Below are 24,172 nucleotides of genomic sequence, written 5' to 3' on the forward strand. Positions count from 1 at the left end.
TATGATATCACAATCCTTCTATTTCTCTCTGGTTACAGAAATTATAGCAGTCACGTAGATTATGCGTAAATGCTTTTTAACTGCTGCTGCAAACTTCCCAAAACAAGTTCCCAGCCTTTGGGAATGGGTTCCTCTATGTGTTGGGATATATCCTGCTGGTATGATATGGAACATAAAGCTAATCACAAGGAGGATTTACATGAGCATTTCAGTACCCAAAGGATTTCTTCGTTTTTCAGGTTGGACGTTATTTTTAGGTGGTATCATGGGTGTCATTGGGCAGGTTTTGCATGGTGAGGATGTGCCGGATTCGGTTGCTCACATTCCTGCGTTTGTAAATCAAGCGGTTAATCTTCATGTTTTGCTGGCATACGCTTCCACATTGATTTTGCTAGGTTTGCCGGGATTATTCCTCAGACAGTCTTCCGGGCTTAAGAAGTGGGGATGGATCGCGCTCCCGATTCTGTTTATCGGCTTAATGCTGGAAATCTTTCATGGACCCGTTCAAATTCTTGCCTACCCGATCATGTTCGACGGCATCAAAGACGATGCGGCCCTAAAGGTCATTTCCGACCAGATCAACAATTTATCCATTGACAAATTTCCTTTTCAGCTCGCCGTTCTTATTCCGATTGTGCCTTGCATCCTCATTGGTTTGCTGCTAACTGGCCTGAGTTCTATCAAAGCTCGGGTTTTATCCAAGGGACCTGGTATTCTGTGCTTTATCAATATTGGTATCTTCATCATCAGCCAGTTCGTTCATCTCCCGATCTTCAATTACTCCTTCTCCTTAATCCACCTCGTCTTCGTTTGGTTTGGAGCTATCCTCGCTTTCGAATCTTATGCTTCTGTATCCTCATCTTCTTCCACTTCCACGACACAAAATCAACAAATCTAAGTCTAATGGAATCCCTCGCATGATCTCCCCTAATCAAAAGGACTGCATACACCAATGCCGGTGTGCAGTCCTTTTTTTAATTTCCGTTTTGTCATTCCTTAAGCATGACTATCCTCTTCATCATGTATAGGCGGATTACGCTTCAACTCATCAAGAAGTCCTTGAAGCTCATCATCCAGAATCTGAATGTCCAAATCGTAAGGAGCAAAAGGCTCATCATTAAACCGTCTCAGCCTCTCCAAATACAACGAGCTGTCCTGAACCAGCTTTGCCAAGTCGATACCAAGCGTATGCGCCGGATAAGGTCCTAATTTATCCAGTCCAGCGCTAAACAGCTTAATAGAACCGCTTACGTTACCATTCGCATGATGATAAAGGCCTACTGCAACCTGCAGCAGACCTTGGTATAGCGGACTTCGACCTTCCTCCAGCCAAAGCTCCTCCATCACTTCATGACATTCAAAATAATCCCTAACCTCGTTAAAATAATACAAGTAGGCGACATACAATCGGTCATATGCACTCATAGGATCAAGATTGGTCTCCTTTTTTAGCTCGAGAGATCGCTGCTTCAATTTCTGATGCCAGATCACTCAGAGCCCATACATCTTCCGTTTCCCAAATCTCATTAAACCGTAACTGAAATTGCGCGGCTTCACGTACACGATGATAAAAGTATAGCTCCTGAATGTAATTCAGCACTTTATTCACCAAGTTCGAGTTATCTTCAAACATCCTCTGTGCTTCGACAATTTCACCGCGAATGCTGGACATTTCCTGATCAAGCAGGTAAGCCGCCTCTGCCGCTTTACTTAACCGATTTCTAACATCCTCAGGAAGTTTTTCTTTATATTTATAATTCAAAGAGTGCTCAATCGTTGCCCAGAAATTCATGGCGAGCGTCCGAATTTGAATTTCTGCCAAAATCCGTTTCATGCCCAAAGCGGTTTGCACCGGGTATTCGATAATGATATGAAAGCTTCGATAGCCGCTTGGCTTTTTGTTCGTAATGTAGTCTTTCTCGTAGACAACGCTCATATCCTGTCTAGATCGAATCAGATCAGCCAAACGATCAATGTCCTCCACGAATTGACACATGATGCGAATTCCGGCGATATCTTCGATTCCCGATTCCAAATGGTCCATATGAACGCTTAGCCGCTTCGCTTTTTCAAGTACGCTCGATATTTTTTTGACGCGCCCCGTCACAAACTCAATCGGGGAGTACTCTTCCCTGCTTTTAAGCTCGCCGCGCAGCGTCTTGAATTTAACTTTTAACTCTTCTACCGCTTGTTCATAGGGCAGGAGAAATTTTTTCCAGTCTCGTCCATCCATCTTTCTGGCCTCCATTCCAAATGAAGTCATTTCTGATCTGCGCCGATTGCCTGGGAAATATGTGTGAACCCGTCTCGCTTAAGTAAATCTTGAAGACCCTCGTTTAAACGGCTGAGTAGCCCAGGTCCTTCATAAATTAATGCTGTGTATACTTCTACAAGGCTAGCGCCAGCCCGTATTTTGTCATAGGCATCCTGAGCGGAGAATATTCCTCCTGACCCAATAATCGGCAGCTTCCCATCCGTTAGTCGGTACACGCGGCTAATCACCTCGGTCGATCGTCTCGTTAACGGCTTACCGCTGAGTCCACCCGCTTGTTCTTTATTCGCATTTTGAAGCCCATCTCGGCTAAGCGTTGTATTGGTAGCGATAATTCCCGACACACCGCTGTCTTTAATCGTTTTTGCTGTCAGCTCAAGCTCTTCGTCCGTTAGATCCGGCGCGATTTTAACCAGTACCGGTTTGCCCGGATGACGGTGCTTCTCTTGTTGAATTTGCATCTCATCGGTTACCGCATCCAGCAATCTGCACAAATCATTCCCATGCTGTAAGTTACGCAAATCCGGCGTATTTGGTGAGCTAATATTCACAACAAAGAAATCGCCATATGTATATAACGCGCGGATGCAAGCCCGATAATCCTCTTCAGCCTGTTCATTCGGCGTCATTTTATTCTTACCTATATTAATGGCCACAGGAATATGACGTTTTCCAACCTTTTGCAGGTTACGTGCCATTTCTTCTACACCCACATTGTTGAAGCCCATGCGATTGATAAGCGCATGATCTTCAGGCAAGCGAAACAGCCGTGGCTGCTCATTGCCCGGTTGCGGCTTCGGCGTAATCGTCCCGACTTCCATGAATCCAAAGCCGAGCTGTGAGAAACCTTTGACCGCTTTTGCGTTTTTATCTAAGCCTGCAGCGAGTCCGATCGGATTAGCGAATTCGATTCCCCATAGATTCTGTGCCAATAGAGGCGAATAGTTGACGCCCCACATCGCTTTAAGGAGTTGCTTCCCCCCAGGAAAAGCGCCTACCGCACTTAAACTGTCGATGATGAGATGATGTGCTTTTTCAGGATCCATTCGAAAAAAAATCGGTTTACCTAACTTCTTATACAGCATGTCCATGCACTCCGTTCTGTAAGTACTCTAACAGTCAGTTTATCCGACAATGTCCAAATATGCAATCGACAGAAAGGTTACAAAACGAATTACACATGAAAAATCCCCGCATCCGCAAGGCCGCAAGGGAATGAGAAAGTTTATATGGAGCAATGGAGCAATCAAGCTTCCGTTCGTTGAAGCAATCTCTCCAAATGCATCGTCAGATAGCCGGTTTCATCATCAGGGACTTCCATTTGAAGAGCGTCAGTGAGAAACAAAGACAGTACTTTCGCTTTTACGTACGTATCTCCGTACTCCTCTTTAATTTTATCCAGCAGTGAGTTTTGCAATGTCTTTTTTTGTTTCACCCGTTCGATAAGACCCTTCAAATGACTAATAAAACGCAATGTAGAGAACGAGTCTTCGAAATTAAACCCCAGCTCTTTCGCGGATTCAATCGTCTGCGATACGACTCTAACTACGGCCAGGGAGCCGGAAGCCTGCTCCTTCTTTCTCGCTCCGTTAAAATGCATAGCCAGAAATGCGACTTCGTCTTCAGGAAGCTTGACATCTAGATGACCGTTCAAGAACTCCACTGACTTCTTGGCCACCTTATATTCCTCAGGGTACATATATTGAATTTCATACGCGAAAGGATTTGTGATAAAAATGCCCCGTTTTTGCCGTTCCACCGCAAAATTGATGTGATCAACCAGCGAGGCATGAATTGTTTCTGAAAAAGCGCCCTCAAGCATTCCTTGGGCATAGGCGATGACTTCCTCGGTAATTCCGATAATCTTCACATCAACTGCGTTTAGAATTTGTTCGTAATTTTTAAGCACTTCGGAAGTATGAAGCAGAAATTCTTGTGTAATTTCACCTTCAGCTATGACCATGCCCGGTGTCTTTTTAAACCCGATCCCTTTCCCGAAGGCGATCGAATTTTTCCCTGATGATAGATGCGCCATCACAACGTTATGAGACAGCACATGAATAATCGTCCGTTCAATCATAAGACACCTCCGAATTCTTAGGTTTGTCCTGATTTTTTTTCTTTATATGCGAGAAGCATAGGCTTCATACTTTCACGAATTTGTTCCGATTCCGTTCCGAACACGACGTGGACATTGCCTTGCCCCAGCCTGATTACCCCTATAGCCCCAAGTTGCTTAAGCTCACCGTCCAGGATGAGACTTTCTTCTTTAACCAGTAAGCGTAGACGCGTTATACAAGCATCAATGGAAATAATGTTCGAAGGCCCGCCTATATATTTTAAAATGCTGGTTATGCGATTTTCTTTCGGCTCCACAGGTTCGGATGCTTCAAGTTCTTCCTGTTCGGACACCTCTTCACGCCCCGGTAATTTAGAAGGGAAGAAATGAAGATAGACACGGAACGTAAAATAATATAAGAAAAAGTATGCGATACCTACAACGATGATCCAATACGGTTTCGTGGATAAATTCCAATTCAATACCAAGTCAATGAAGCCGGCGGAAAAGCCAAAGCCCATTTTCACATTCAAAATATGCATGATCATCATGGAAAAGCCTGTCAAACAAGCATGGATGAAATATAAACCCGGAGCGACAAACATAAAGGCAAACTCGATCGGTTCCGTGATACCGGTTAAAAAGCTAATCAGCCCGCCGCTCAGCATCAGCGGAACAAATATATGGCGGTTAGCAGGTGGACCGCTTCGTATCATCGCTAGCGCTGCTGCTGGAAGACCGAACATAAATACAGGATAAAACCCTGTCATGAATAGCCCGGCTTCGGGATCCCCAGCGAAAAACCGCGATATATCGCCATGCACGACTTTCCCTGCCGGAGTGACAAAATCTCCAATTTGAAACCAGGCAATATTATTAATAATATGGTGAAGCCCTGTTGGAATAAGGAGACGGTTCATGAACCCATAGATGAGTACGCCGATATTGCCATTATCAACAATCCATAATCCAACAGCACTAATCCCCTTTTGCACAGGAGGCCATGCGAATCCCATCACCACTCCAAGTATAACCATGACAAGGGCTGTTATTAAGGGAACGAATCGTTTGCCGCCAAAAAAACCAAGCGCTTTTGGGAGTTGAATATATTGGAATCTATCAAAAAAGGTCGCTGACAATATGCCGACCAACATCCCGCCAAGCACGCCCATATCTACTCTGTCCGCTGCCGTCGTTCCTGCTTGAAAATGTTTTAACACATTATCGAAGACCAAATAGCCTACAGTTGCAGCTAGTGCAGCAATTCCTTCGCCGGACGTGAGTCCTATGGCGATGCCCACGGCAAAGATCAATGGCAAATTATCAAATATCGCGCTGCCGCCTGACTCAAATATTTGAGCAAGCTGTATAAGCAGCGGATCTTCGAATTTCATTTTTCCGATTCGCAATAAAATAGATGCCGCCGGCAGCACTGCGATCGGTATCATCAAAGAACGTCCAACTTTTTGCAGGATGTACATTAATTTCATGTCATTTCACCTAAGTTAAGCCCACAAGTTTGGCCGATTCTTGTTTGCTCTTGCACAAGACCAATTATAGTAGAAAGAACACCTGCCTGAAAGGATAAAATCCTCTAGGAGAAGGTGTTTTTTCTCGAATACATATGAGAATTATTTAACTGCGCCCGCCGTAATACCACTTGCGATTTGGCGTTGGAAAACGATGTACACGATCAGCGTCGGAAGTGTTGTAATGAGCAGACCTGCGAATAACGGCCCCCACTCGACCCGGTACTGCATCTCAGCTTGCATAACCGCAAGTCCGATAGGCAGCGTGTACTTCGTCGGTTCATTCGTCAATACGACTCCTAAGAAATACTCATTCCAGTTATTCAGCATGTTGGTGATCATGACGGTGATGAGACCCGGCTGCGATAAGGGCAGCATCACTCTGAAGAAGGTTCCGTAATGCGAAGTGCCATCGATAATCGCGGCCTCTTCGATTTCCTTCGGTAATGACTTGTAGAATCCTACAAGCAAGAATATTCCGAATGGCAGGTTAAGCGCAGCATACACAAGAATTAGACCTAGCCACGTGTTAACTAACTGCAGATCATTCAGTAAGAAAAATAAAGGAATCAAGGCCAACGCAAAAGGTATCATCATCGACGAGATATAGATCGTGAACAACAGCTTACTTCCTTTAAATTCATATCTTGCAAGAATGTATGCCGTCATTGCGGATAAGATCATACCAAGGAGCGTACTTCCCACGGTTACGACGATCGAGTTCATGAAATAAGTGCTGAAATTATATTTACTCCATACATAACTGAAGTTCGACCATAGCAGCGGAAACTCGGGAAGCGCCCAAGGCATGTTTAAGAAGAACTGCTCATTATTTTTCAATGCGTCCAATAGTGTCCACAATAGCGGGTATATAACGGCAACACTCCATATAAGGAGAATGACCCAAATAGATAGCTTAGCTAATGGATTTTTAATAGTCATAAATATGGTTTCCCTCCTTCAGTATCATCTTCTAGGATGGCATTAATGCATTTCGATCGTTTCTTGGCGCATGATACGTTGCAGGATTAGGGTCGTAACCAATGAAATGATGAGAATTGCCACGCCGATGGCAGCTCCATAACCGAAGTGATACTGTTGAAACGCCATCCGATACAGATAAGATCCCATCACATGGGTCGTATTGTCAGGTTGTCCTCCATTCGTCATTAACTGCACAATAACGAACGATCCGTTCAGTGTTGTGATTACGATATTGATGATTGAAACCTTAATTTGCTCCCAGATGAGCGGCATGGTGATGTTGCGAAATTGCGACCATTGTCCCGCTCCGTCTATATTAGCCGCTTCATAATATGAAGCAGGAATATTCACGATTGCGGCAATCATCAGGATCATGTAAAAACCTATACCTGCCCAAATCGTTGGAGGCAGTAGCATCCAGATGGTATGCTGTGGAAATCCTAACCAGGCGATGTCGACCTTGCTCCCTGTGAAAAGGGATAGAAAAGCGTTTAAAAACCCGATTTGCGGATTATAAATGAAGTTCCATAGAACGCCGATAACAACGACAGAAATTACGTTAGGAATAAAGAAAATCGCCCGAAAGAAGCCGGAGCTTTTCAATTGAAAACGAGTTAATGCGACTGCGAAAAAGGTTGCTAAAAGCATGATGCCAATCACTTTCCCAGCAACTAGAAAATAATCATTCCCGATCGACCGCCAAATAATGGGGTCTTTAAACATTTCCTTGAAATTGTCAAGACCAATAAACTCACTATTCTCAGACATCCCTGACCAATCATAAAATGACTTCTGGAGTGCCTGAATAACTGGATATAATGTAAAAACGCAGAAAAACAGAAATGTCGGAATGATGAATGAAGCGATGAACATGTTCCTTTTCCACGTTTTTGAGCTGGTCTTCATTCTCTCTCACCGTCCTATCAGTAAAATTGCGGAGAACTCATAAGGCGGCAGCCTTACTGTTCTCCGCGCTGTCTCTTTCGTTAAGAATGGGGTTAAGTTACTATTTCTTTTGTTTAGCTACAACATCAGTCACACGTTTTACCCAATCTTCCGGTGTGATGGTTCCAATCGTCAATGCGACAGACGCATCTTGCATTGCCTTGTCAACGTCAGCTGCAAAGGATACGGTTGGAACTACCACTGTATCGCTAGAGGACAAGAACTTCGCAGCATCCTTAACGAAGTTAGGCGCCTTGGAAGAACTGATGTCTCCTTTGATGTTAGAAGGTGCGCCGCTAAGCTCCGCCCATTGACCGGCTTGCGCTTTCGCAAAGACGAATTGCATGAACGCTTTAGCTGCATCTTTGTTTTTCGCTTTTTTAGCGATAGCAAATGTAGAAGTGGAAGTGTTAGCAACCACTTTGCCGCCTTTATCTTGCGTAATCGAAGGAATGAAACCAAAATCGAATCCGCTCGGAACGTCTTTCGCCATTTCGTTAGGCAGCCATAGTCCGTTTGGAATGAAAGCGTCTTTGTGCTGCAGGAACAAGGATTGGGAATCCGTATGGTTGATTTGTACGGATGCTTTATCAATGAATCCTTTGTCGCGCATTTGCACGATTTTGTTCAGACCTTTGATAATTGCTGGGTTTTTCCATGCTTCAAGGTTGTTATTCGCCATATCTTGAAGAAGTTTATAATCGTTGTTGTTTGCGGATACAATCGCCGGATACAAGAAAGCGCCGTTAATGTAATAAGGATATTTACCAGTGTGAATGAACGGATTAATGCCTGCAGCTTTGATCGTTTCGCTTGTTTTCATGAATTCTTCAAAGTCTTTTGGCTCAGCCCAACCTTTTTCTTTGAATAGGGCTTTATCATAGAAAATACCCCAAGAGTTAAGCACGAATGGAATGTTGTAGATTTTGCCATCGTATTGTGGAGGTTGTTGAGCTAGCAAATCGGAAATTTTATCGCCGTCAACGTTTTTCACGTCTTTGTACCAGTCCGTCAGATCTTCGAGCAAGCCGTCCGTCACCATTTGGCGGTCGAACAGCTCAGGTCCATCGATATATACGAAATCAGGTGGGTTACCGGCGATCCAACGGGGTTTCATTTGCTCGTTGATTTTTGGTCCCGCACTTTCTTTAATTTTCAAATCCGGGTTAGCTGCCTGGAAGTCAGCAATTACTTTTTTCCACCATTTATCGCCGTAACCGCCGACGAAGTATTGGATTTCAAAATCACCGGATAATTTTTTGGCTCCGGTTGTTGGAGCAGCCGATGCAACAGCAGTCGGTGCGGCAGTAGCAGCAGCCGGTTTTGCAGTTTCAGTTGGTGCAGCGGATTTACCGCAGCCTGCAGCAACTAAAACCACAGATACCGCGAGGCCCATTGTAGACCATTTTTTCAAATTCATGTGTCCATCTCTCCCTTTTCTTAATAAAGTCTGTTGTTGCTTTTTTGTTTAGTCGCAAGCCTCTCAATCTGCAGTGGTTTTGCGCTACCAACCCCTTTCGAGATAAGAATTACAAAAATAAAAAGGGCATAGTTATAGAAGAAGACTTACATTCTTCAATAACTAATGCCCTTGCGGTAACATGTTATTAAAACTGACATATTCAATTGATTTTCGTTCTTTATGTGATTAAATATTACAGTATACTGACATCATCGTCAATACATGAATTCAATTTTGCTTAAAACATTCATATTCTATCATTCGTGCTCAATGTGTTAAGATAGAATATATCGTTCTAATCCAATGAAATAGGTAGGTGATCTCATGTCAAAACGCAAACCTGTCCTCGCAAACCGCAGAACCAAAGATGAAGTCAATAAGAAAGCGATCATCTGGACTGGATCAGTTCTGCTCGCCATTATCATTGCAATGACTATACTGCTCGTTTTAAACAAATGACATTGAGTAAAACGATCGAAACCTTCACGAGTTGAATTGTAATCGCTTTCTCCAATCTTGTCAAGGGCTCCGTATCAGGAGCCTCTTTCCATATATTCAATCTAGCCATTTGTACGTTTTCTTTGGGTTGCTATCGTCAGTTTGCAGTGGAAGTTTAAAGGCTCGTGAAGGATTTCCTTTTCCTGCTCCGTTCCCCGAACCTTCTTTACCTTCGCCGTTAGGCTCAGGCAAGACTCCCCTTACGATCGTCACCTTCGTTTGCATAGGCACCATATCATAAAGCTCTTCAACGTCCGCTTGCAGCATACGCACACACCCATGAGACTCATCTTTTCCTATGCTGGATGGTTTGTTAGTGCCGTGAATCGCATACAACGTATCGGACAGGGTCATGCCCCTGCTCCCAAACTCGCCAGTTGATTTTCCGTTAGGATTTCGTACTTTCTCGCTGATCATGAACTCACCTTGCGGCGTCTTCTCTCCGCCCAGGCCAACCGGATAGCTCCGAATGATATAGGAGCCGCTGACAAGGGCCAGTTGATGCTTTTCCGTGTCGATAACAATTTCAAGAGGTTTTCTGAAGGGATCCGTACTGGCCTTCGCTTGAAACTTAACAGAGGTGTCTTGCCCAGCAGAGCTTAGCTTTTGATTATTTACGTCCGAAGCATTTTTTGTCCCAACTATCGTTCCACTTAGCGACTGACCTTGCAGCTTTTCAATTATTTGAGGGAAGATCGATTTCATCTCGGGTGATATCCCTGGGAGGTGATTGTCGGGATATGGCTTTAAAAGCAGCTCCACTTCATTCGGCAAGACTCCGGTCTTTTGCTGATATGCTTGGACTGCACTCTGAAGAACTATAGCTTGCTCTCGATCTTGCATCCAGCTATCAATAGCAGGAACCAATGAAGAGCTGTCTGCAGCCTGACAGGCGCATATCTCAGAATTATAGTATTTGAGTGCCGCCGTATTACCGCCTACAGATTGATACTCGATGGCAATTAAAGGCCGTACAGCCTTATTCCATTGAATCCAATTTCCGTCTCCGCTCTTCGGTGCGTCCATGATGACTGAATCGCCAGCTGCGCCCCCTGAGGCAGAAAGTAAGCGTTGCAACATAACTCCCCAATCCCCTTCCGAGAAATGTAACCTCGGCTTACTTGATTCCTCTTGTAAAGTAACGCTGGATATCACATTTGTCGGAGTGGAGGGTGCAGACGCAGTGCTTTTAGCAGATAAAGAAATCTTGTCCTTAGCAATATCTATCGATGCAGGTATAGAAATAAACACGAGCATGGCAAGCAGCATGATCAACTTACTTTTGCGCTTCGGTTTGTTCCCTTGTAAAGCCCCAGCCTCTTTAATGAGCGCTTCAGAGTGTAAGGAGCGCAATGGCCCGTCAACAACTATTTTTTGCCGCTCAAACGCCTCGTAAATCTCTCCGGATTGGGCAAAACAATAAGCAGCCTTCCCTTCTTTTCCCTGTGCGGCATACTCTCTGCCTAATAAATACCACGCCATTTTATGGTCAGGATGCTCTTTTACGTATTTTTTCAAATAAAGAGGATCTTCGATCGGGTTATACTGGAAAAATCGTTCTAACTGATCGTTTCGAAATTTTTCTTTCAACCACCAACCCTCCTTTCTGCATGCCAGTATGACTCTCACTCATTTTATCGGTAAAAGTTCCCATCATTTGAAGAGAAAAAAAGACGAGCATGGTGCAAGGTTTCCCCAGCCACGCCCGTCATTTTTTTATTTCAGAAAAGAGTTCGTACGCAGAATTGCCGTATGATGATCGGCATCCCATTGAACATTTAAACCGATTTGCTCAGCGAAGAAGCGAACTGGCACATAAGTACGATCTTGCTTCACGTAAGGCGCCACATCTGTTGTTTGTTTGATGTCAGCTTTGTTAACTTCTTTGCGAATAACTCCCGTTTCGCCGATTGTAAGCTCAATCGTAACATCGCCATTAAGCAGTTGCACAATGGATTTGCCGTCTTGTTCTACATATTTGACTTCATAGCCAAAGGTTTCACTAATAGCTCTCACTGGAACCATCGTACGTCCACCCTCAATTTCAGGCTGTGCGTCAAATTCAATAACTTTATTCCCATTCACAACTTTAACTTCTTGATTATCCGGTAAGTTCGACGGCAGCTGGTATGGTGCTATTTTACGAATTTTGTTATTGAAAGCATCAGCTACAACGATATTTCCTTGCTCTGTGACTAACACATCAGTCGGATTGTAGAACTCCGCAGCTTGCTCCACACCATCAGCTTCTCCAGTACTCACTGTACCAGCTATCGTAGTCACTTTACCATTCAGAAGGTATCGAACGGAATGATTCAAACTATCAGCGATTAATAGACCGCCTTCTGACGTAATCGCCAGACCTCTAGGGAAATCGAATTTTGCCTTCAGTGCGTCGCCGTCTGCATAATCCCCTGGAGCATAAAGCTCGTTGGTACCATAGGAGGAGCTTGAGCCGGCCAAAGTAGCAACCGTATTCGTCCTAAAGTCAATATAACGAATGCGCTGATTCCCTGTATCACTTACATAGAGATTTCCTTTGCTATCCAAAGCTAGACCAGAGGGCTCATTAAACTTAGCAGTAGAGAGACTCCCATCCTGAAACTCGCCGGCAAAAGAAGCTGTGCCTGGACGAATTTGAATTGCTCGTTTCGAAGCCGCATTTAGTGTAGATACTGTGCCATTTGGCGTAATTTTACGAATGACATGATTTAAAGAATCTGCCACATAGACAGTTCCGTCCGAAGCAACCGCGACATCGCTCGGATGATTAAAAGCTGCATCTGCACCTTGACCATCCTTATTCCCAAGAACGCCATTTCCCGCTAAAGTGGATACTTGTCCATTGGCATCGATCTTGCGCACAGCGTTATTAGCCGCATCTGCCACATAAACATTACCATTAGAATCTATAGCAAGACCCGCTGGTTCATTGAAAAACGATTCATTAGGTTTGCCGTTCACGAGACTGCCTGTTGGAAATCCTTGGCTGTTTGTTATAACGGGAAGTTCAGGACCTGCATAGGTCGTAACCTTGCCGCCGGAAATTTTACGAATGATATGATTACGCGTATCCGCTACTAAGATACTTCCATCTGGAAGCTGTACAACGCTGCTCGGCGAACGAAACGCCGCAGTAAGCGCATCTCCGTCCTTATCTTCAAAATCACCAATCCCTGCGTGCGTTGTAACATCTGCCATAATTTGAGCGTTGCTTGTAAATAGCGCATCTGCTGACAATCCGGACGCCAAAGCAGATGAGCCTCCGAGGAATGTCGCAGCTAAAAATGACGAGATTACAATATGTTTAAAGGGTTTCATAGCGTTCTCCTTTTACTTGTATAAATAGCTGGTACGAACTTATCTAGGTTCGGTACCTATTATTGAGACGATTGCTGGATCAATGCTCGTTACCGGGATGTTTAGCGTCTGAACATTATTATTTGAATCCTTGCGTACAATGGTGATGCTTCCGACTTTAATGCTCGCAATCGTATTCTCCATGCTATATGCATGGAACGGTATCGTCACCAAGGTTTTGGTTCCACTCACCTCTACATTACCGGCATCACTGCCATAATTGGTTATGGCATATACAAGCTCATGCTGAGATTCACCGTAGTATTCTTGAATATGGTACGCACTTTTGGTTGAATCAAAAATGCCAGACTCCAGATTATCCGATTCATTATGATAGTAAATGTACGGATGACTTTCAGATTCTGAGTTATCACCATACAGCAAATGAACTTCAACCGCATAAATGTCATTCAACCCGTTAAAATCACTCATGTTAATTTTCAGATCGAAAGTGTTAGTCAATGGATTATGCGTCCCGGCTGAAAGACTCACTTTTGGTGTTGGTGATGGTGTTGGATCATTATCATCATTACCACCAGCTGTCGGCGCTGGAGTCGTACTACCATTCTGACTGTTCAGAACCTCTTTTGCCTTTGCCACAGCCTCTTCAGCTGCCTTTTTATTCGCTTCCTCTATTTTCTTCTTCACTTCTTCTGCTGCCTTAAGAACCGCATCTAATTTCGCTTTAATTTCCGCTAATTTCTTATCTTCCTCTTCTTGCTTCTTGAGCATTGCAGCTTCTAGTTTTTTAAGTTCCTCTTGTTTCTTCTTCTCTAACTCCGGATCCACGCCAGCTGTTTTGTCCAGCTCTTGAACCTTATCGAGGTCTAAGTACCGATTAGGATCCGGAATTTTCTTATTAGCCCCTTCAATAATTTTTTCCATTACAGACTTGGAGATTTTATTATCCGCTACAGCTTGTTTGGCGATATTGCCAACGAGGTTATCGAAATTCCGCTTTACTTTGTCGAGATCAGCCAGATTCTTCAAATACAATGAAGTCTCGTCCTTCGCAGCTTTGCCTTCTTCCAGCTCTTTCTTTTTCTTAGCAATGAACTCATCATTTTCCTTATCGATTTGGGCTTTATTATCAATGATAGCCTGAATAATACTAGGCGAAGCATCTTTAACAATATCTTTTAAATTGATAAATTCTACTTTTAACGATGGATCGGTAACTTCATCTCTGGAACCCAGAGAAATTTGTTGCGTCGGATAAAGATAAGTAATATTTTTCGTTTGGAAGTTATTTCCGTCTTTAATAACAGTGGTAGCCGAAACTTTGCCGGCACCTACAGCCATCTTGGCTTTACCTGAACGCGGGTCAACGCCTACGAAGAACTGCGTTCCGCGTACACCCATAACCGCCGTTGGTGTTTCCACCTCAAATTCATCATTTGAACCCGCTAATGATTTGACTTTAACCCACATGGATCCAGCCCAAATCTTTAACTTCGATTTTTTATTGCCGTCGGACGTATTCAGATCCGAAACGTTCAACTCAGCGTTATCACCTAATGTGACATCAGCGTCTCCATTGCTCAAGTTCAGCGTTACCGATGAATCCGTTCCCGTATAAAGAGTATCACCCTGATTTAAGCTCATGTTCTCATAAGCATCATAGGTTTTGGAGCCTCCGCCTTTCTTAACCGTAACCTCACCGCTAAGAGAAGTGATCACCGCCACACGAACGGTCTTTGCCTCTGCAGGATTGACAAGTATGGCAGATAGGAAACCAAACAACATACAAAAGCTTACAAATAAAGAAAAAAATGATTTTTTTGTGAACTGCATTCTACATTCCTCCTCATAATTGCCCGATGACTTCATACACCATAACGGGCTTTTCTTTTCCCTTAACTTTGATTTCACCAACCGGCTCAATTCGGAAAAGGTCTTTCACTCTCGCATATGTATGCTCACTGATCAATATTTGTCCTGGCTTGGCATTCGATTCCAGTCTCGCGGACAAGTTAACGGTGTCACCGATTGCCGTATAATCAAGTCTCAAATCCTCGGAGCCAATGTTACCTACTACTGCCGGACCGCTATTAATGCCTAGCCCGAATTTAACGCCAATCCCATACTTTTCAATAAGGTTTTGTTCCAGAATATCCGCTTGCGATTTCATTTCTATTGCAGCGCGGACAGCCATTTCCGGATGGTTCGCATATTCGATAGGTGCCCCGAACATAGCCATAACGCCATCGCCAATAAATTTATCAAGCGTGCCGTTGAATTTAAAAATCGCCTTCGTACAAACATCCAAGTACTCGTTCAAGACTTGAATGACTTGCTCCGGCTCAAGCCGCTCTGACATTGGCGTAAACCCGCGAATATCGACGAAAATAAGGGAGATATCTTTGCGGCTCCCGCCAAGCTTCACATCTTCACCAGATTGCAGAAGCTCGTCTACGACTGTTTTCGAAACGAATCTGCCGAAAATTCCCGTTACACGATTGCGTTCCTTGCGTTCTTGCAAATAATGATTAACTAATGACCAGATATAAATGGTAATGAGTGCAAACTGCGGATAGACGATAGGTATGAATATCGACCCGGCCGTGTAGCTAAACAGCCAAATCAGGTCATAAACAATGAACATGCCAATGAAAATAAATAAAGCTGATCTTCCTTTAAATCTCTCAAACAAAACAATAGCAAGGATTGATAAGAGAATGATAATACCGGTACCAACGGGCTTGCTCGCATCTTTATAAAATTTGCTCTCCAGCAAGGTTTGAATCATGTTGGCATGAATCTCAATCCCAAACATTTTGACAGCGCTAATCGGGGTCGGATATTCGTCCTGCATGGCCGTGACAAAAGGACCTACAAGTACGATCGCCCCTTCGAGCGGTAACGGATTTTTACTATTTAACACATCGACGAACGAAAGGGTTTCATAGCCTGTATCCGCATCTACTTTTTGCCTTGGCAATGTGAAGAATTCCGTCGTTACTTGATTCCTTTCATTGGTAGGCATGACGATATTTCCGCGCTTCCATTGTCCGGTTGCGTCGTCTCGACTTACTTTTTCTTTCTCATCCAAAACTAAATTCGCAAGCGCAACGCTAAACGCAGGTATGTATTGATTTTTCTCATCCGGCAAGCCGACTGGAAGTTTCCGAGCTTTGCCATCTTTATCAACAAGCACATTAATATGCGCCATCTGATTTTTATTCGTTGTTAACGTTGTGGAGGGATAGTCGATTTTCTCGGGGACTAGATCGCCTGCTTGCTGTTGCTTGGAGGGATAATTGATTTGAACGGGCAATATGACGTTATCGTATTTGGCCAAAACATCAGCCAAAGCCTTATCGTCGGCGGGGTTTTTCGAAGGTTCGGCCAAGACTACGTCTATACCGATGGCTGCTGCACCTGATTGCTCCAATTTCTCAATGATTTGTGCATAAGTGGTTCGGTCCCACGGGAATTTTCCTATGGCTTTTAACGACTTCTCGTCAATTTTTACAATTTTTATTCGATCCTCAGGCTGTCGTTCATCGATCGATTTGGCTTTTCGCATGATATCTTGAAGCGGATTCTCAAGAAAATAAAATAAGCCGCTCGAGTTGACCGTGTAGAAATATGTCGATAACAACATCAAGACAATTCCTGCGGCCAGAGTCTGTAACCAATTCTTCCTGCCCATAAGTTCCTCCCATATGCTTACTAGTTTTATTGTAAGATGGTGTGTACAAAATGGCAATGAATAGTTACAAACTTATACAAAATGTATCAAAAAAAAAGCCCATTCCCTTGATAGGAACTGAGCTCTTTCGACAATTTGTGAAATTCACAAAATCATGTCTTGTTTTAGATTAGTTGAAAGGCGAATCCGCCACTTTGATGGAATCGGTTGGGCATCCATCTTGTGCATCCTGCAGATCATCATACAGATCTTCCGGAATTTCAGTTACCCCTTTGTTGCCGTCTCCGTCGAAAATAACTTCAGCCAGACCCTCATCGTCATAATCGTAGATGTCAGGCGCAGTCGCACCGCATGCGCCGCAAGCGATGCAGGTTTCTTTATCAACAAACGTATACTTTGCCATTTTTGTACTCCTCCTCAAGATATCCTCAATGTAAAATATAATATAAAAGCTTATAAAGTTCAAACCTTAATATTGACTAGCCTTGAAATAGCCTTCGATGAAATGGCTGATCGCCTGCACATCATCCGAATGAAACGTAGGGATACCATCTGCGGTATAATCCAAATCTGTCACAATGGCAATCGGTGCAGGATCAAGCACACGCATGATTTGACTTTGTTCCACTGTATGAAAGACTGCAATCTTTGGATACTTCTCCTTCTTGAATCCTTCAATAAAAACAAAATCATAATGGTCTAGTACAAGTAGCTGTTCTTGAAGGTCAGGATTTGCTTTCCTTTCATAGATACGCACCGCTTCAGGGGATAAAGTCACAACCGCTTCAGCACCTGCATCAATGAAGGATGTCGTATCAGCACCTGCTGCTTCTTTATAATGTCCATGTGCGTCGTGTTTCATTACCGCTATTCGATAACCTCTTCGTTGGAATTCAACAAGCACTTTAGTAATCAAAGTGGTTTTACCGCTATTGGAATAGCCGGCAAATCCAACATGACAAGCCATACCATCTCACCTCTAATCGTCCTGATGCAGCGGTCTGTTTTTCAGATGATCCATCTGAAGGGAAGTGCCTCTTGCTTTATGATTTCTAATTAAAGCTGAAGGATCATCGCCCATCATTCCAGCTGTCAAAATGGCATTCTCACCGAATTTATCCCGAAGCTGGTCCATGATCCGATTCAACTGATCTTTACGCGGCTGTTTTTCATAATCAAATAGATCCAGTTGTATAGCCGTCTCTTCCTTGGCTGATAAATTTTGCAAAGTAATGCCCAGCAGCCGGATCGGATTCCCTTCTTCCCAATGGTGATCGTATAACTGACAAGATGTTTTATAGATCTCATCTAAGTGCTCAGTTGGTGTTTGTAACGTTACCGATCTTGTGATGGTTCGCATCTCGGGATCACGGATTGTAATCTGCACCGTAGATGACACTAATTTTTGTTTGCGTAATCTTCTGGCCACTTGATCCGCCAAGTTCAGGAATACGCGATAAATCTCCTTCTTATCCGTAAGATCGTTCGGTAAAGTTGTTGTATGCCCTATTGATTTGCTCTGCTCCTGCTCGGGATTAACAAGAGAATGGTCAATTCCGTTTGCTGATTGCTTCAAATGAGTCCCCATAATGCCAAAGTGTCTGGTCAGCAGTTTCTCATCGGCCTTCGCTAATTGCCCAAGCGTATGTATATTAAGCTTGATTAATTTGTCCGCTGTTTTCTTACCAATCCCGTACAAATAATGACATGGTTTGTCCCACAATAAGTATGGAACATCACGCAGGCGCACAACCGAAATGCCATTAGGCTTTTTCATATCAGATCCCATCTTGGCAAGCAATTTATTGGGCGCTACGCCAATCGAACACGGAAGCTTTAACTCATCCATGATCCTTCGTTGAATTCCGGTTGCGATTTCAAGGGGGGTTCCAAATTGCTTGGACCCAGTAATATCTACAAAGCACTCGTCAATCGACATAGACTCTACTAAAGGGGAGAAGCTATAAGCAATTTGCATAAATCGTCGCGAGAAGTCCCGGTACAAATCGAAATCGGGTCGAATGAGGATCAAATCCGGACATAACCGCAATGCTTGCCGTACTTGCATACCGGTCTTGATGCCAATTCGACGCGCCGCGTATGATGAGGTCACGATAATACCTTTACGAAGTTCCACACTCCCTGCTACGGCAATAGGCTTACCTTTGTACAAATGAGGCTCAACCGCTTCATGTACTGAACAATAGAAGGCATTCATATCAATATGAAGAATGACTCTTCCATGTTTGGGATAATGATGATGAACGGACATCCTTCACGGGCACCTCCCTACAATTGCCGTAATCAGCGAAAGCCAACTTCAGCATACAAAAAAATATACTTCCAAGCAAACGTATTTTTGCGATATGATGTCCTTACAATTAGAATTATGTTATAATCGTTAATTATACATTAACGCTTTAAAGCAAGCTCACTAACTCCCTTGTACGCACAATCTCAGTCAGTCTGCTAGCTTTTGAAGGAGGAACCCATGCCAACATCAGTCAAAATCTTCGATACTACCTTAAGAGACGGAACACAAGGAGAAGGCATCAGCTTATCCGTCGAGGATAAAATAAAAATTGCCCGCAAGCTGGATGAGCTTGGGGTTCATTATATTGAAGGCGGATGGCCGGGCAGCAACAGCAAAGACATAGAATTCTTCGATCGCGTTCGCGACATGAAGTTTACCAACGCCAAAATTACGGCATTTGGCAGCACGAGACGCAAAAACTCGAATGCTGAAGACGACATCAATCTCAACAGACTCGTTGAATCAGGCGCTCAAGTCGCTACTATTTTCGGAAAGTCTTGGGATTTCCATGTGCATACGGCGATTCAAACGTCCCTCGAAGAAAACCTGTCCATGATCTATGACTCTGTCCGCTATTTGAAAAGCAAAGGACTCGAAGTCATTTATGACGCGGAGCATTTCTTCGACGGTTACAAGAATAACGCTGAATATGCGCTGCAAACGATTCAAAAAGCACAGGATGCCGGTGCAGATTGGATCGTATTATGCGATACGAACGGCGGATCTTTACCTAGCGAAATTAGTGCGATCGTTACTGCCGTTAAACAACATGTAACCACTGCCGTCGGCATCCATGCGCATAATGATTGTGAACTGGGTGTAGCCAACAGTCTGGCAGCGGTTCAAGCAGGCGCAGGACAAGTGCAGGGTACGATTAATGGATATGGAGAACGTTGTGGCAACGCAAACTTGAGCTCGATTATCCCTAATCTGCAATTGAAGCTCAAATACGATGTCATTTCTGATGAGCAGCTAAGATCACTAACTCAAGTTTCCCGTTATATTAGCGAAATAGCTAACACACATATGCCTGTTAACCAACCTTATGTCGGTAATGCTGCATTTGCTCATAAAGGCGGTATTCACGTATCTGCGATTCTGAAAGATGCAAGCACATATGAGCACATCATACCTGAGCTCGTAGGCAACAAGCAACGCGTGTTGGTTTCTGAGCTTGCCGGACAGAGCAACGTGCTGGTCAAAGCGCAAGAGCTTAATCTTGATTTCAATAACGAGCATCAAAAAACGAAAGAAATCATCGAGAAGATTAAAGATCTCGAACATCAAGGATATCAATTCGAAGGTGCGGACGCTTCCCTTGAGCTGCTGTTGCGTGAAGCTTTTGAAGGACTTGAAGAAATTTTCACACTTGAGTCTTTTAAAATGCTCGTCGAGAAGACTGCCAATCACGCTGTCGTCTCTGAGGCAATTGTCAAAGTCAAAGTACATGGAGAGACGATCTATACCGCGGCAGAGGGCAATGGTCCGGTCAATGCGCTCGATAATGCGCTGCGCAAAGCGCTGGTTCAGTACTATCCTGATATTCAACAGATTCATCTATCTGATTATAAAGTTCGCGTTCTTGATGAAAAAGACGCCACAGCAGGTAAAGTTCGGGTATTAATGGAAACAACCGATTTCAATAACTCTTGGAATACACTTGGCGTATCGAGCAATATTATCGAAGCCAGTTGGTATGCGCTGGTCGATAGCTTACGCTATGCTTTATTGGGTAGAACCCGTGTAGAGCCTGCTAACAAAGAACAACAAGAACGACTTGGACTCGTCAATCATTAATGCTTTTCGGTATAAAAAAGCTGCAAGAAGTTGGTCTTAAGACCCTTCGGCAGCTTTTTTCTTTGTTCAGCCTTTAATTAAGTTGGCGATCTTCTTATCAAGTTCTCGCGGAGACAAGACATGAATAACCTCGCGGACAACTCCATTCTTATCAATAAGGAAGCTTGTAGGAATAGCAACAACGCGGTATATATCAGCGTTCTCTCCCTTCTTATCGAGCAGCACGGGAAAAGGAAACTTATACTCGTCTACGAATTTTTTAATATTATCCATCTTATCTCCGGGCGTTACATTCACTGCGTACAAATCAAACTGGCCTTCATACTTTTTATACATCGCCACTAAGTCTGGAGCTTCAGCCGCACACGGACCACACCATGAGGCCCAAAAATTAACTAACAACGGCTTCTCTCTGGGACCGCCTATGGCATACTCCTTCCCATCAAGTCCCGTTAAGGTAAATGAGGGCGCCAGGAAATTCACCTTAGGTGCTTGCTCGGTAGGCAGAATGGTTTCTTTATTTGCGTGCTGAGCATTCTGATATACGGCAAATCCAGCAAGCAATACGACAAAAGCTAGTATGAACACGTTCCTTTTCAAACTCTCGCACCTCCACTCTGTCTATATTATCTCCAATTCGTCAGAATTCCAACATCTGAGGAAGAACTGTAAAGTATGTCTCAGCTGGGAAGGGGAAAAGTAAGGTTACAGACGCGGTGAGAAGGAGTAGAAGGATGGAAAAAACAAAGAACAGAAGACTCAACATCATTTTTGAGAGTGAAGTTCTGGACGAAAATCCCAAAGCTCAAAAAAAGAACAGAAAAAAAAGCGGAAGTACAAAGAAGGATGCGTCCTCTAAAGGGCACGTCTGGGAATTTATCGCTATTGCAACTATTCCGCTAGTGCTTGTCCTCGGCAATTCAATGCTTGTACCGATCTTACCGGACATGCAGGAAAGAATGGGCATTTCCCGCTTTCAAAGCAGCCTGGTCATTACATTGTTTTCCGTCACAGCCGGATTGATTATCCCCATTTCCGGATATTTGTCGGATCGCTTTTCACGAAAAGCCGTCATTATACCATCACTCATTGTATACGGCGCTGCAGGCATTCTCGCGGGATTTGGTGCGATCTGGAACTCTTATACCATTCTGATCATATCGCGGGCTATACAAGGCCTTGGGGCTGCCGGAACAGCACCTATTGCCATGGCGCTTGTCGGTGATCTGTACAAAGGGGGAACCGAAAGCAAAGCATTAGGTTTGATCGAAGCATCGAACGGGACGGGTAAAGTGCTAAGTCCGATATTCGGCTCCCTGCTAGCTTTGCTCATATGGTTTGCTCCATTTTTTGCCTTTCCTGTATTTTGCCTGCTAGCCTTACTGGCGGTTATTTTCATGATCAAAGAGCCGAAGAAGAAACAAGAACCTCAGGCTTTGAAAGCATATATCGGGCAAATTGGCAGCATACTCAAAGATAAAGGGCGATGGCTGATCACATCTTTTTTCGCAGGATCGCTAGCCTTATTCATACTGTTCGGAGTCCTCTTCTATTTATCCCAAATCTTAGAGGAAGAACCGTACAGCATCGAAGGCGTGAAAAAAGGACTTGTTCTCGCGATTCCTTTATTAGGACAAGTGGTAACAGCTTATACCACAGGTGCACTTATCAAAAAAAATGGCACCTTAATGCGATGGTTAATGAACATAGGGCTTATCTTAATGACAATTTCACTTGCCTTGACCATCTTCCTCAATACAAATCTTTATATTTTCATTGGATTATTGACGCTAAGCGGCATTGGTACAGGGCTCTTGTTGCCTTGTTTAAACACGATGATTACAGGCTCTGTAGAGCGGGAGCAGCGCGGCATGATCACGTCACTGTATAATAGTCTGCGCTTCATTGGTGTCGCCTTTGGCCCGCCGATTTTCGGTTGGCTGATGAATATTTCACACAAGGCTATCTTCATTACAGTATCCTCACTTGCCTTCATTACATTAGGTCTCGTGTTTTTCTTAATCAAACCTAAAGGACAAGTAAACTGACAGATTCCATGCGGAGTCTGTTTTTTCATAGCGCAAACTCTTATAATAACTACATCCACGCAGATTTGAGGTGAGTACGCATGATCGTCCATATTCGAGCAGAACTTTATAATACGATCGTTCAATACGCACTGAGCATGGTCCCCCACGAGGCGTGTGGACTCATCACCGGATCGATTCATTACGATATTCAAACCAAATCTTTCATTCCGCTAAACAATCTTGCCAGGAATCCGGAGCATCATTTTTCAATGAGTCCCCAAGAAATGATTCCATTCCTGACGGACCCTGCAAATCCGGTTATCGGGATCTTCCATTCTCATCCCACTGCGCCTGCCCTTCCCTCTAAAGCAGATTTGGAAACATTATGGCATACAATCCCGACACATTGGATTCTTTCGCTTCTCAAGCCTTCTACACCTGACTTGCAAATCTATCAAATAAAAAAAGCCCCCCTGACCTCCGCTCACAAACTTTCGTTTGTCATCGGTCAGTGATGGCTTAACAAAGCATATAAATCGCCTAGTGTATCGACATCTCTAGATTTAATTTCTTCCATAAATTTGGACCACAACTGAGCTGTCATAAGCGAGTCTTCCAGCGCATGGTGGCGCATCGTTACAGGAATCTCGTATGCGTGCAGCAGCGAATCCAGGCTTAGATCTTTTCTTTTGGGCATCAGCCATTTTGCAATCATCATCGTGTCCAGCACGCGGTGAGACAAGCTTACTTTGGATGTCCGCCATAAAGCTGCGTTTAAAAAATTTTTATCATGACCTGTAGCATGAGCGACTAGTACTTTTTGCTGTACAAATTCCAAAAAATCACGCAGCACAACGATCAATTCAGGAGCATCCGAAGCCATTCCGTTCGTTATCCCTGTCAGTTCCACAATGTCATCAGGGATTTTACGTTTCGGATTGACTATACTATAAAAGGATTGATCGTACTGGATTTCTCCGCCGATGACGGATACAGCACCAAAAGAAATGATTTCGTCCCCATTATATGGAGAAAAGCCCGTTGTTTCCAAGTCAAATACGACGAGTTCCATCGAATGCAACGGGATATCATAGAGTGAATTTTTCCTCTGCTCCTTGAGCATGGATCGTATAAATGCCATCTGCTGAGCGCTTTGCACATCAAACATCGAAGTAATGGCCGGCGTAAGACCTCCCATTTTATACAAATGCCACATACGGCCTGCCGGACGCATATCTTTCATCCCTAACCACCTCCACGCTATCCA

22 protein-coding genes are annotated in these 24,172 nt (G+C 43.8%); 5 read left to right on the forward strand and 17 right to left on the reverse strand.

The window, feature by feature from the left end; all coding sequences use genetic code 11:
* The first annotated feature begins 199 nt into the window (after positions 1-199).
* On the forward strand, positions 200-898 hold the full coding sequence (locus ICC18_RS13195; RefSeq protein WP_188174895.1) for a hypothetical protein: 699 nt from the start codon (positions 200-202) through the stop codon (positions 896-898).
* Positions 899-996: 98 nt separating this feature from the next.
* Here ICC18_RS13195 and ICC18_RS13200 read toward each other — a convergent pair whose 3' ends face one another.
* From ICC18_RS13200 to ICC18_RS13235, 8 genes are all read right to left on the reverse strand, one after another.
* Positions 997-1,425: a DUF309 domain-containing protein gene (locus ICC18_RS13200; RefSeq protein WP_188174896.1), complete on the reverse strand. Its 429-nt coding sequence runs from the start codon at positions 1,423-1,425 to the stop codon at positions 997-999.
* A 4-nt stretch (positions 1,426-1,429) separates the two neighbouring features.
* Entirely contained in the window at positions 1,430-2,233 is an 804-nt protein-coding gene (gene yjbM, locus ICC18_RS13205; RefSeq protein WP_188174897.1) for a GTP diphosphokinase, read from the reverse strand.
* 26 nt (positions 2,234-2,259) lie between these two features.
* Positions 2,260-3,357: a quinone-dependent dihydroorotate dehydrogenase gene (locus tag ICC18_RS13210; protein ID WP_188174898.1), complete on the reverse strand. Its 1,098-nt coding sequence runs from the start codon at positions 3,355-3,357 to the stop codon at positions 2,260-2,262.
* A gap of 161 nt (positions 3,358-3,518) precedes the next feature.
* Positions 3,519-4,352 (reverse strand): PRD domain-containing protein, encoded by an 834-nt coding sequence (locus ICC18_RS13215; RefSeq protein ID WP_188174899.1) that lies wholly within the window; start codon positions 4,350-4,352, stop codon positions 3,519-3,521.
* A 17-nt stretch (positions 4,353-4,369) separates the two neighbouring features.
* The gene (locus ICC18_RS13220) at positions 4,370-5,821 is read right to left on the reverse strand and encodes a PTS transporter subunit EIIC (RefSeq protein ID WP_223192551.1); all 1,452 of its coding nucleotides are present in this window, start codon (positions 5,819-5,821) and stop codon (positions 4,370-4,372) included.
* Between the two features lie 141 nt (positions 5,822-5,962).
* On the reverse strand, positions 5,963-6,802 hold the full coding sequence (locus tag ICC18_RS13225) for a carbohydrate ABC transporter permease (RefSeq protein WP_223192552.1): 840 nt from the start codon (positions 6,800-6,802) through the stop codon (positions 5,963-5,965).
* A gap of 42 nt (positions 6,803-6,844) precedes the next feature.
* Positions 6,845-7,750, reverse strand: coding sequence for a carbohydrate ABC transporter permease (locus ICC18_RS13230; RefSeq protein ID WP_188174900.1), 906 nt, complete (start codon positions 7,748-7,750; stop codon positions 6,845-6,847).
* Positions 7,751-7,850: 100 nt separating this feature from the next.
* The gene (locus tag ICC18_RS13235) at positions 7,851-9,209 is read right to left on the reverse strand and encodes an ABC transporter substrate-binding protein (protein ID WP_188174901.1); all 1,359 of its coding nucleotides are present in this window, start codon (positions 9,207-9,209) and stop codon (positions 7,851-7,853) included.
* A gap of 366 nt (positions 9,210-9,575) precedes the next feature.
* Between ICC18_RS13235 and ICC18_RS34325 the strand changes: the two genes are divergently transcribed.
* Positions 9,576-9,710, forward strand: a complete 135-nt coding sequence (locus ICC18_RS34325; RefSeq protein ID WP_262495865.1) for a hypothetical protein — start codon at positions 9,576-9,578, stop codon at positions 9,708-9,710.
* A 96-nt stretch (positions 9,711-9,806) separates the two neighbouring features.
* On the opposite strand, the gene ICC18_RS13240 is transcribed toward ICC18_RS34325, so the two are convergent.
* From ICC18_RS13240 to ICC18_RS13270, 7 genes are all read right to left on the reverse strand, one after another.
* Positions 9,807-11,231: a L,D-transpeptidase gene (locus tag ICC18_RS13240; protein WP_446673941.1), complete on the reverse strand. Its 1,425-nt coding sequence runs from the start codon at positions 11,229-11,231 to the stop codon at positions 9,807-9,809.
* A 234-nt stretch (positions 11,232-11,465) separates the two neighbouring features.
* Positions 11,466-13,070 (reverse strand): stalk domain-containing protein, encoded by a 1,605-nt coding sequence (locus tag ICC18_RS13245; protein ID WP_188174903.1) that lies wholly within the window; start codon positions 13,068-13,070, stop codon positions 11,466-11,468.
* A 39-nt stretch (positions 13,071-13,109) separates the two neighbouring features.
* Positions 13,110-14,903 carry a FecR family protein gene (locus ICC18_RS13250; RefSeq protein ID WP_188174904.1) on the reverse strand — a complete coding sequence of 598 codons (1,794 nt, stop codon included), beginning with the start codon at positions 14,901-14,903 and terminating at the stop codon, positions 13,110-13,112.
* Positions 14,904-14,916: 13 nt separating this feature from the next.
* Entirely contained in the window at positions 14,917-16,764 is a 1,848-nt protein-coding gene (locus ICC18_RS13255; RefSeq protein ID WP_188174905.1) for a CHASE2 domain-containing protein, read from the reverse strand.
* A gap of 169 nt (positions 16,765-16,933) precedes the next feature.
* Positions 16,934-17,167 carry a ferredoxin gene (locus ICC18_RS13260; protein WP_188174906.1) on the reverse strand — a complete coding sequence of 78 codons (234 nt, stop codon included), beginning with the start codon at positions 17,165-17,167 and terminating at the stop codon, positions 16,934-16,936.
* Between the two features lie 66 nt (positions 17,168-17,233).
* Entirely contained in the window at positions 17,234-17,731 is a 498-nt protein-coding gene (gene mobB / locus ICC18_RS13265) for a molybdopterin-guanine dinucleotide biosynthesis protein B (protein ID WP_188174907.1), read from the reverse strand.
* Between the two features lie 12 nt (positions 17,732-17,743).
* Entirely contained in the window at positions 17,744-19,036 is a 1,293-nt protein-coding gene (locus ICC18_RS13270) for a DNA polymerase IV (protein ID WP_188174908.1), read from the reverse strand.
* A gap of 219 nt (positions 19,037-19,255) precedes the next feature.
* Here ICC18_RS13270 and cimA point away from each other — a divergent pair, with 219 nt between their 5' ends.
* Entirely contained in the window at positions 19,256-20,875 is a 1,620-nt protein-coding gene (cimA, locus tag ICC18_RS13275) for a citramalate synthase (protein WP_188174909.1), read from the forward strand.
* A 66-nt stretch (positions 20,876-20,941) separates the two neighbouring features.
* Here cimA and ICC18_RS13280 read toward each other — a convergent pair whose 3' ends face one another.
* Positions 20,942-21,475, reverse strand: a complete 534-nt coding sequence (locus ICC18_RS13280) for a TlpA family protein disulfide reductase (protein WP_188174910.1) — start codon at positions 21,473-21,475, stop codon at positions 20,942-20,944.
* Between the two features lie 134 nt (positions 21,476-21,609).
* Here ICC18_RS13280 and ICC18_RS13285 point away from each other — a divergent pair, with 134 nt between their 5' ends.
* On the forward strand, positions 21,610-22,923 hold the full coding sequence (locus ICC18_RS13285) for an MFS transporter (protein ID WP_188174911.1): 1,314 nt from the start codon (positions 21,610-21,612) through the stop codon (positions 22,921-22,923).
* An 80-nt stretch (positions 22,924-23,003) separates the two neighbouring features.
* Positions 23,004-23,420, forward strand: a complete 417-nt coding sequence (locus tag ICC18_RS13290) for a M67 family metallopeptidase (RefSeq protein ID WP_188174912.1) — start codon at positions 23,004-23,006, stop codon at positions 23,418-23,420.
* Here ICC18_RS13290 and ICC18_RS13295 read toward each other — a convergent pair.
* Positions 23,414-24,148 carry an exonuclease domain-containing protein gene (locus tag ICC18_RS13295; RefSeq protein ID WP_188174913.1) on the reverse strand — a complete coding sequence of 245 codons (735 nt, stop codon included), beginning with the start codon at positions 24,146-24,148 and terminating at the stop codon, positions 23,414-23,416. The two genes, ICC18_RS13290 and ICC18_RS13295, sit on opposite strands and share 7 nt — an antisense overlap.
* Positions 24,149-24,172: the final 24 nt, after the last annotated feature.

It is taken from the genome of Paenibacillus sedimenti, from assembly GCF_014534655.1.
Classification (GTDB): domain Bacteria; phylum Bacillota; class Bacilli; order Paenibacillales; family NBRC-103111; genus Paenibacillus_E; species Paenibacillus_E sedimenti.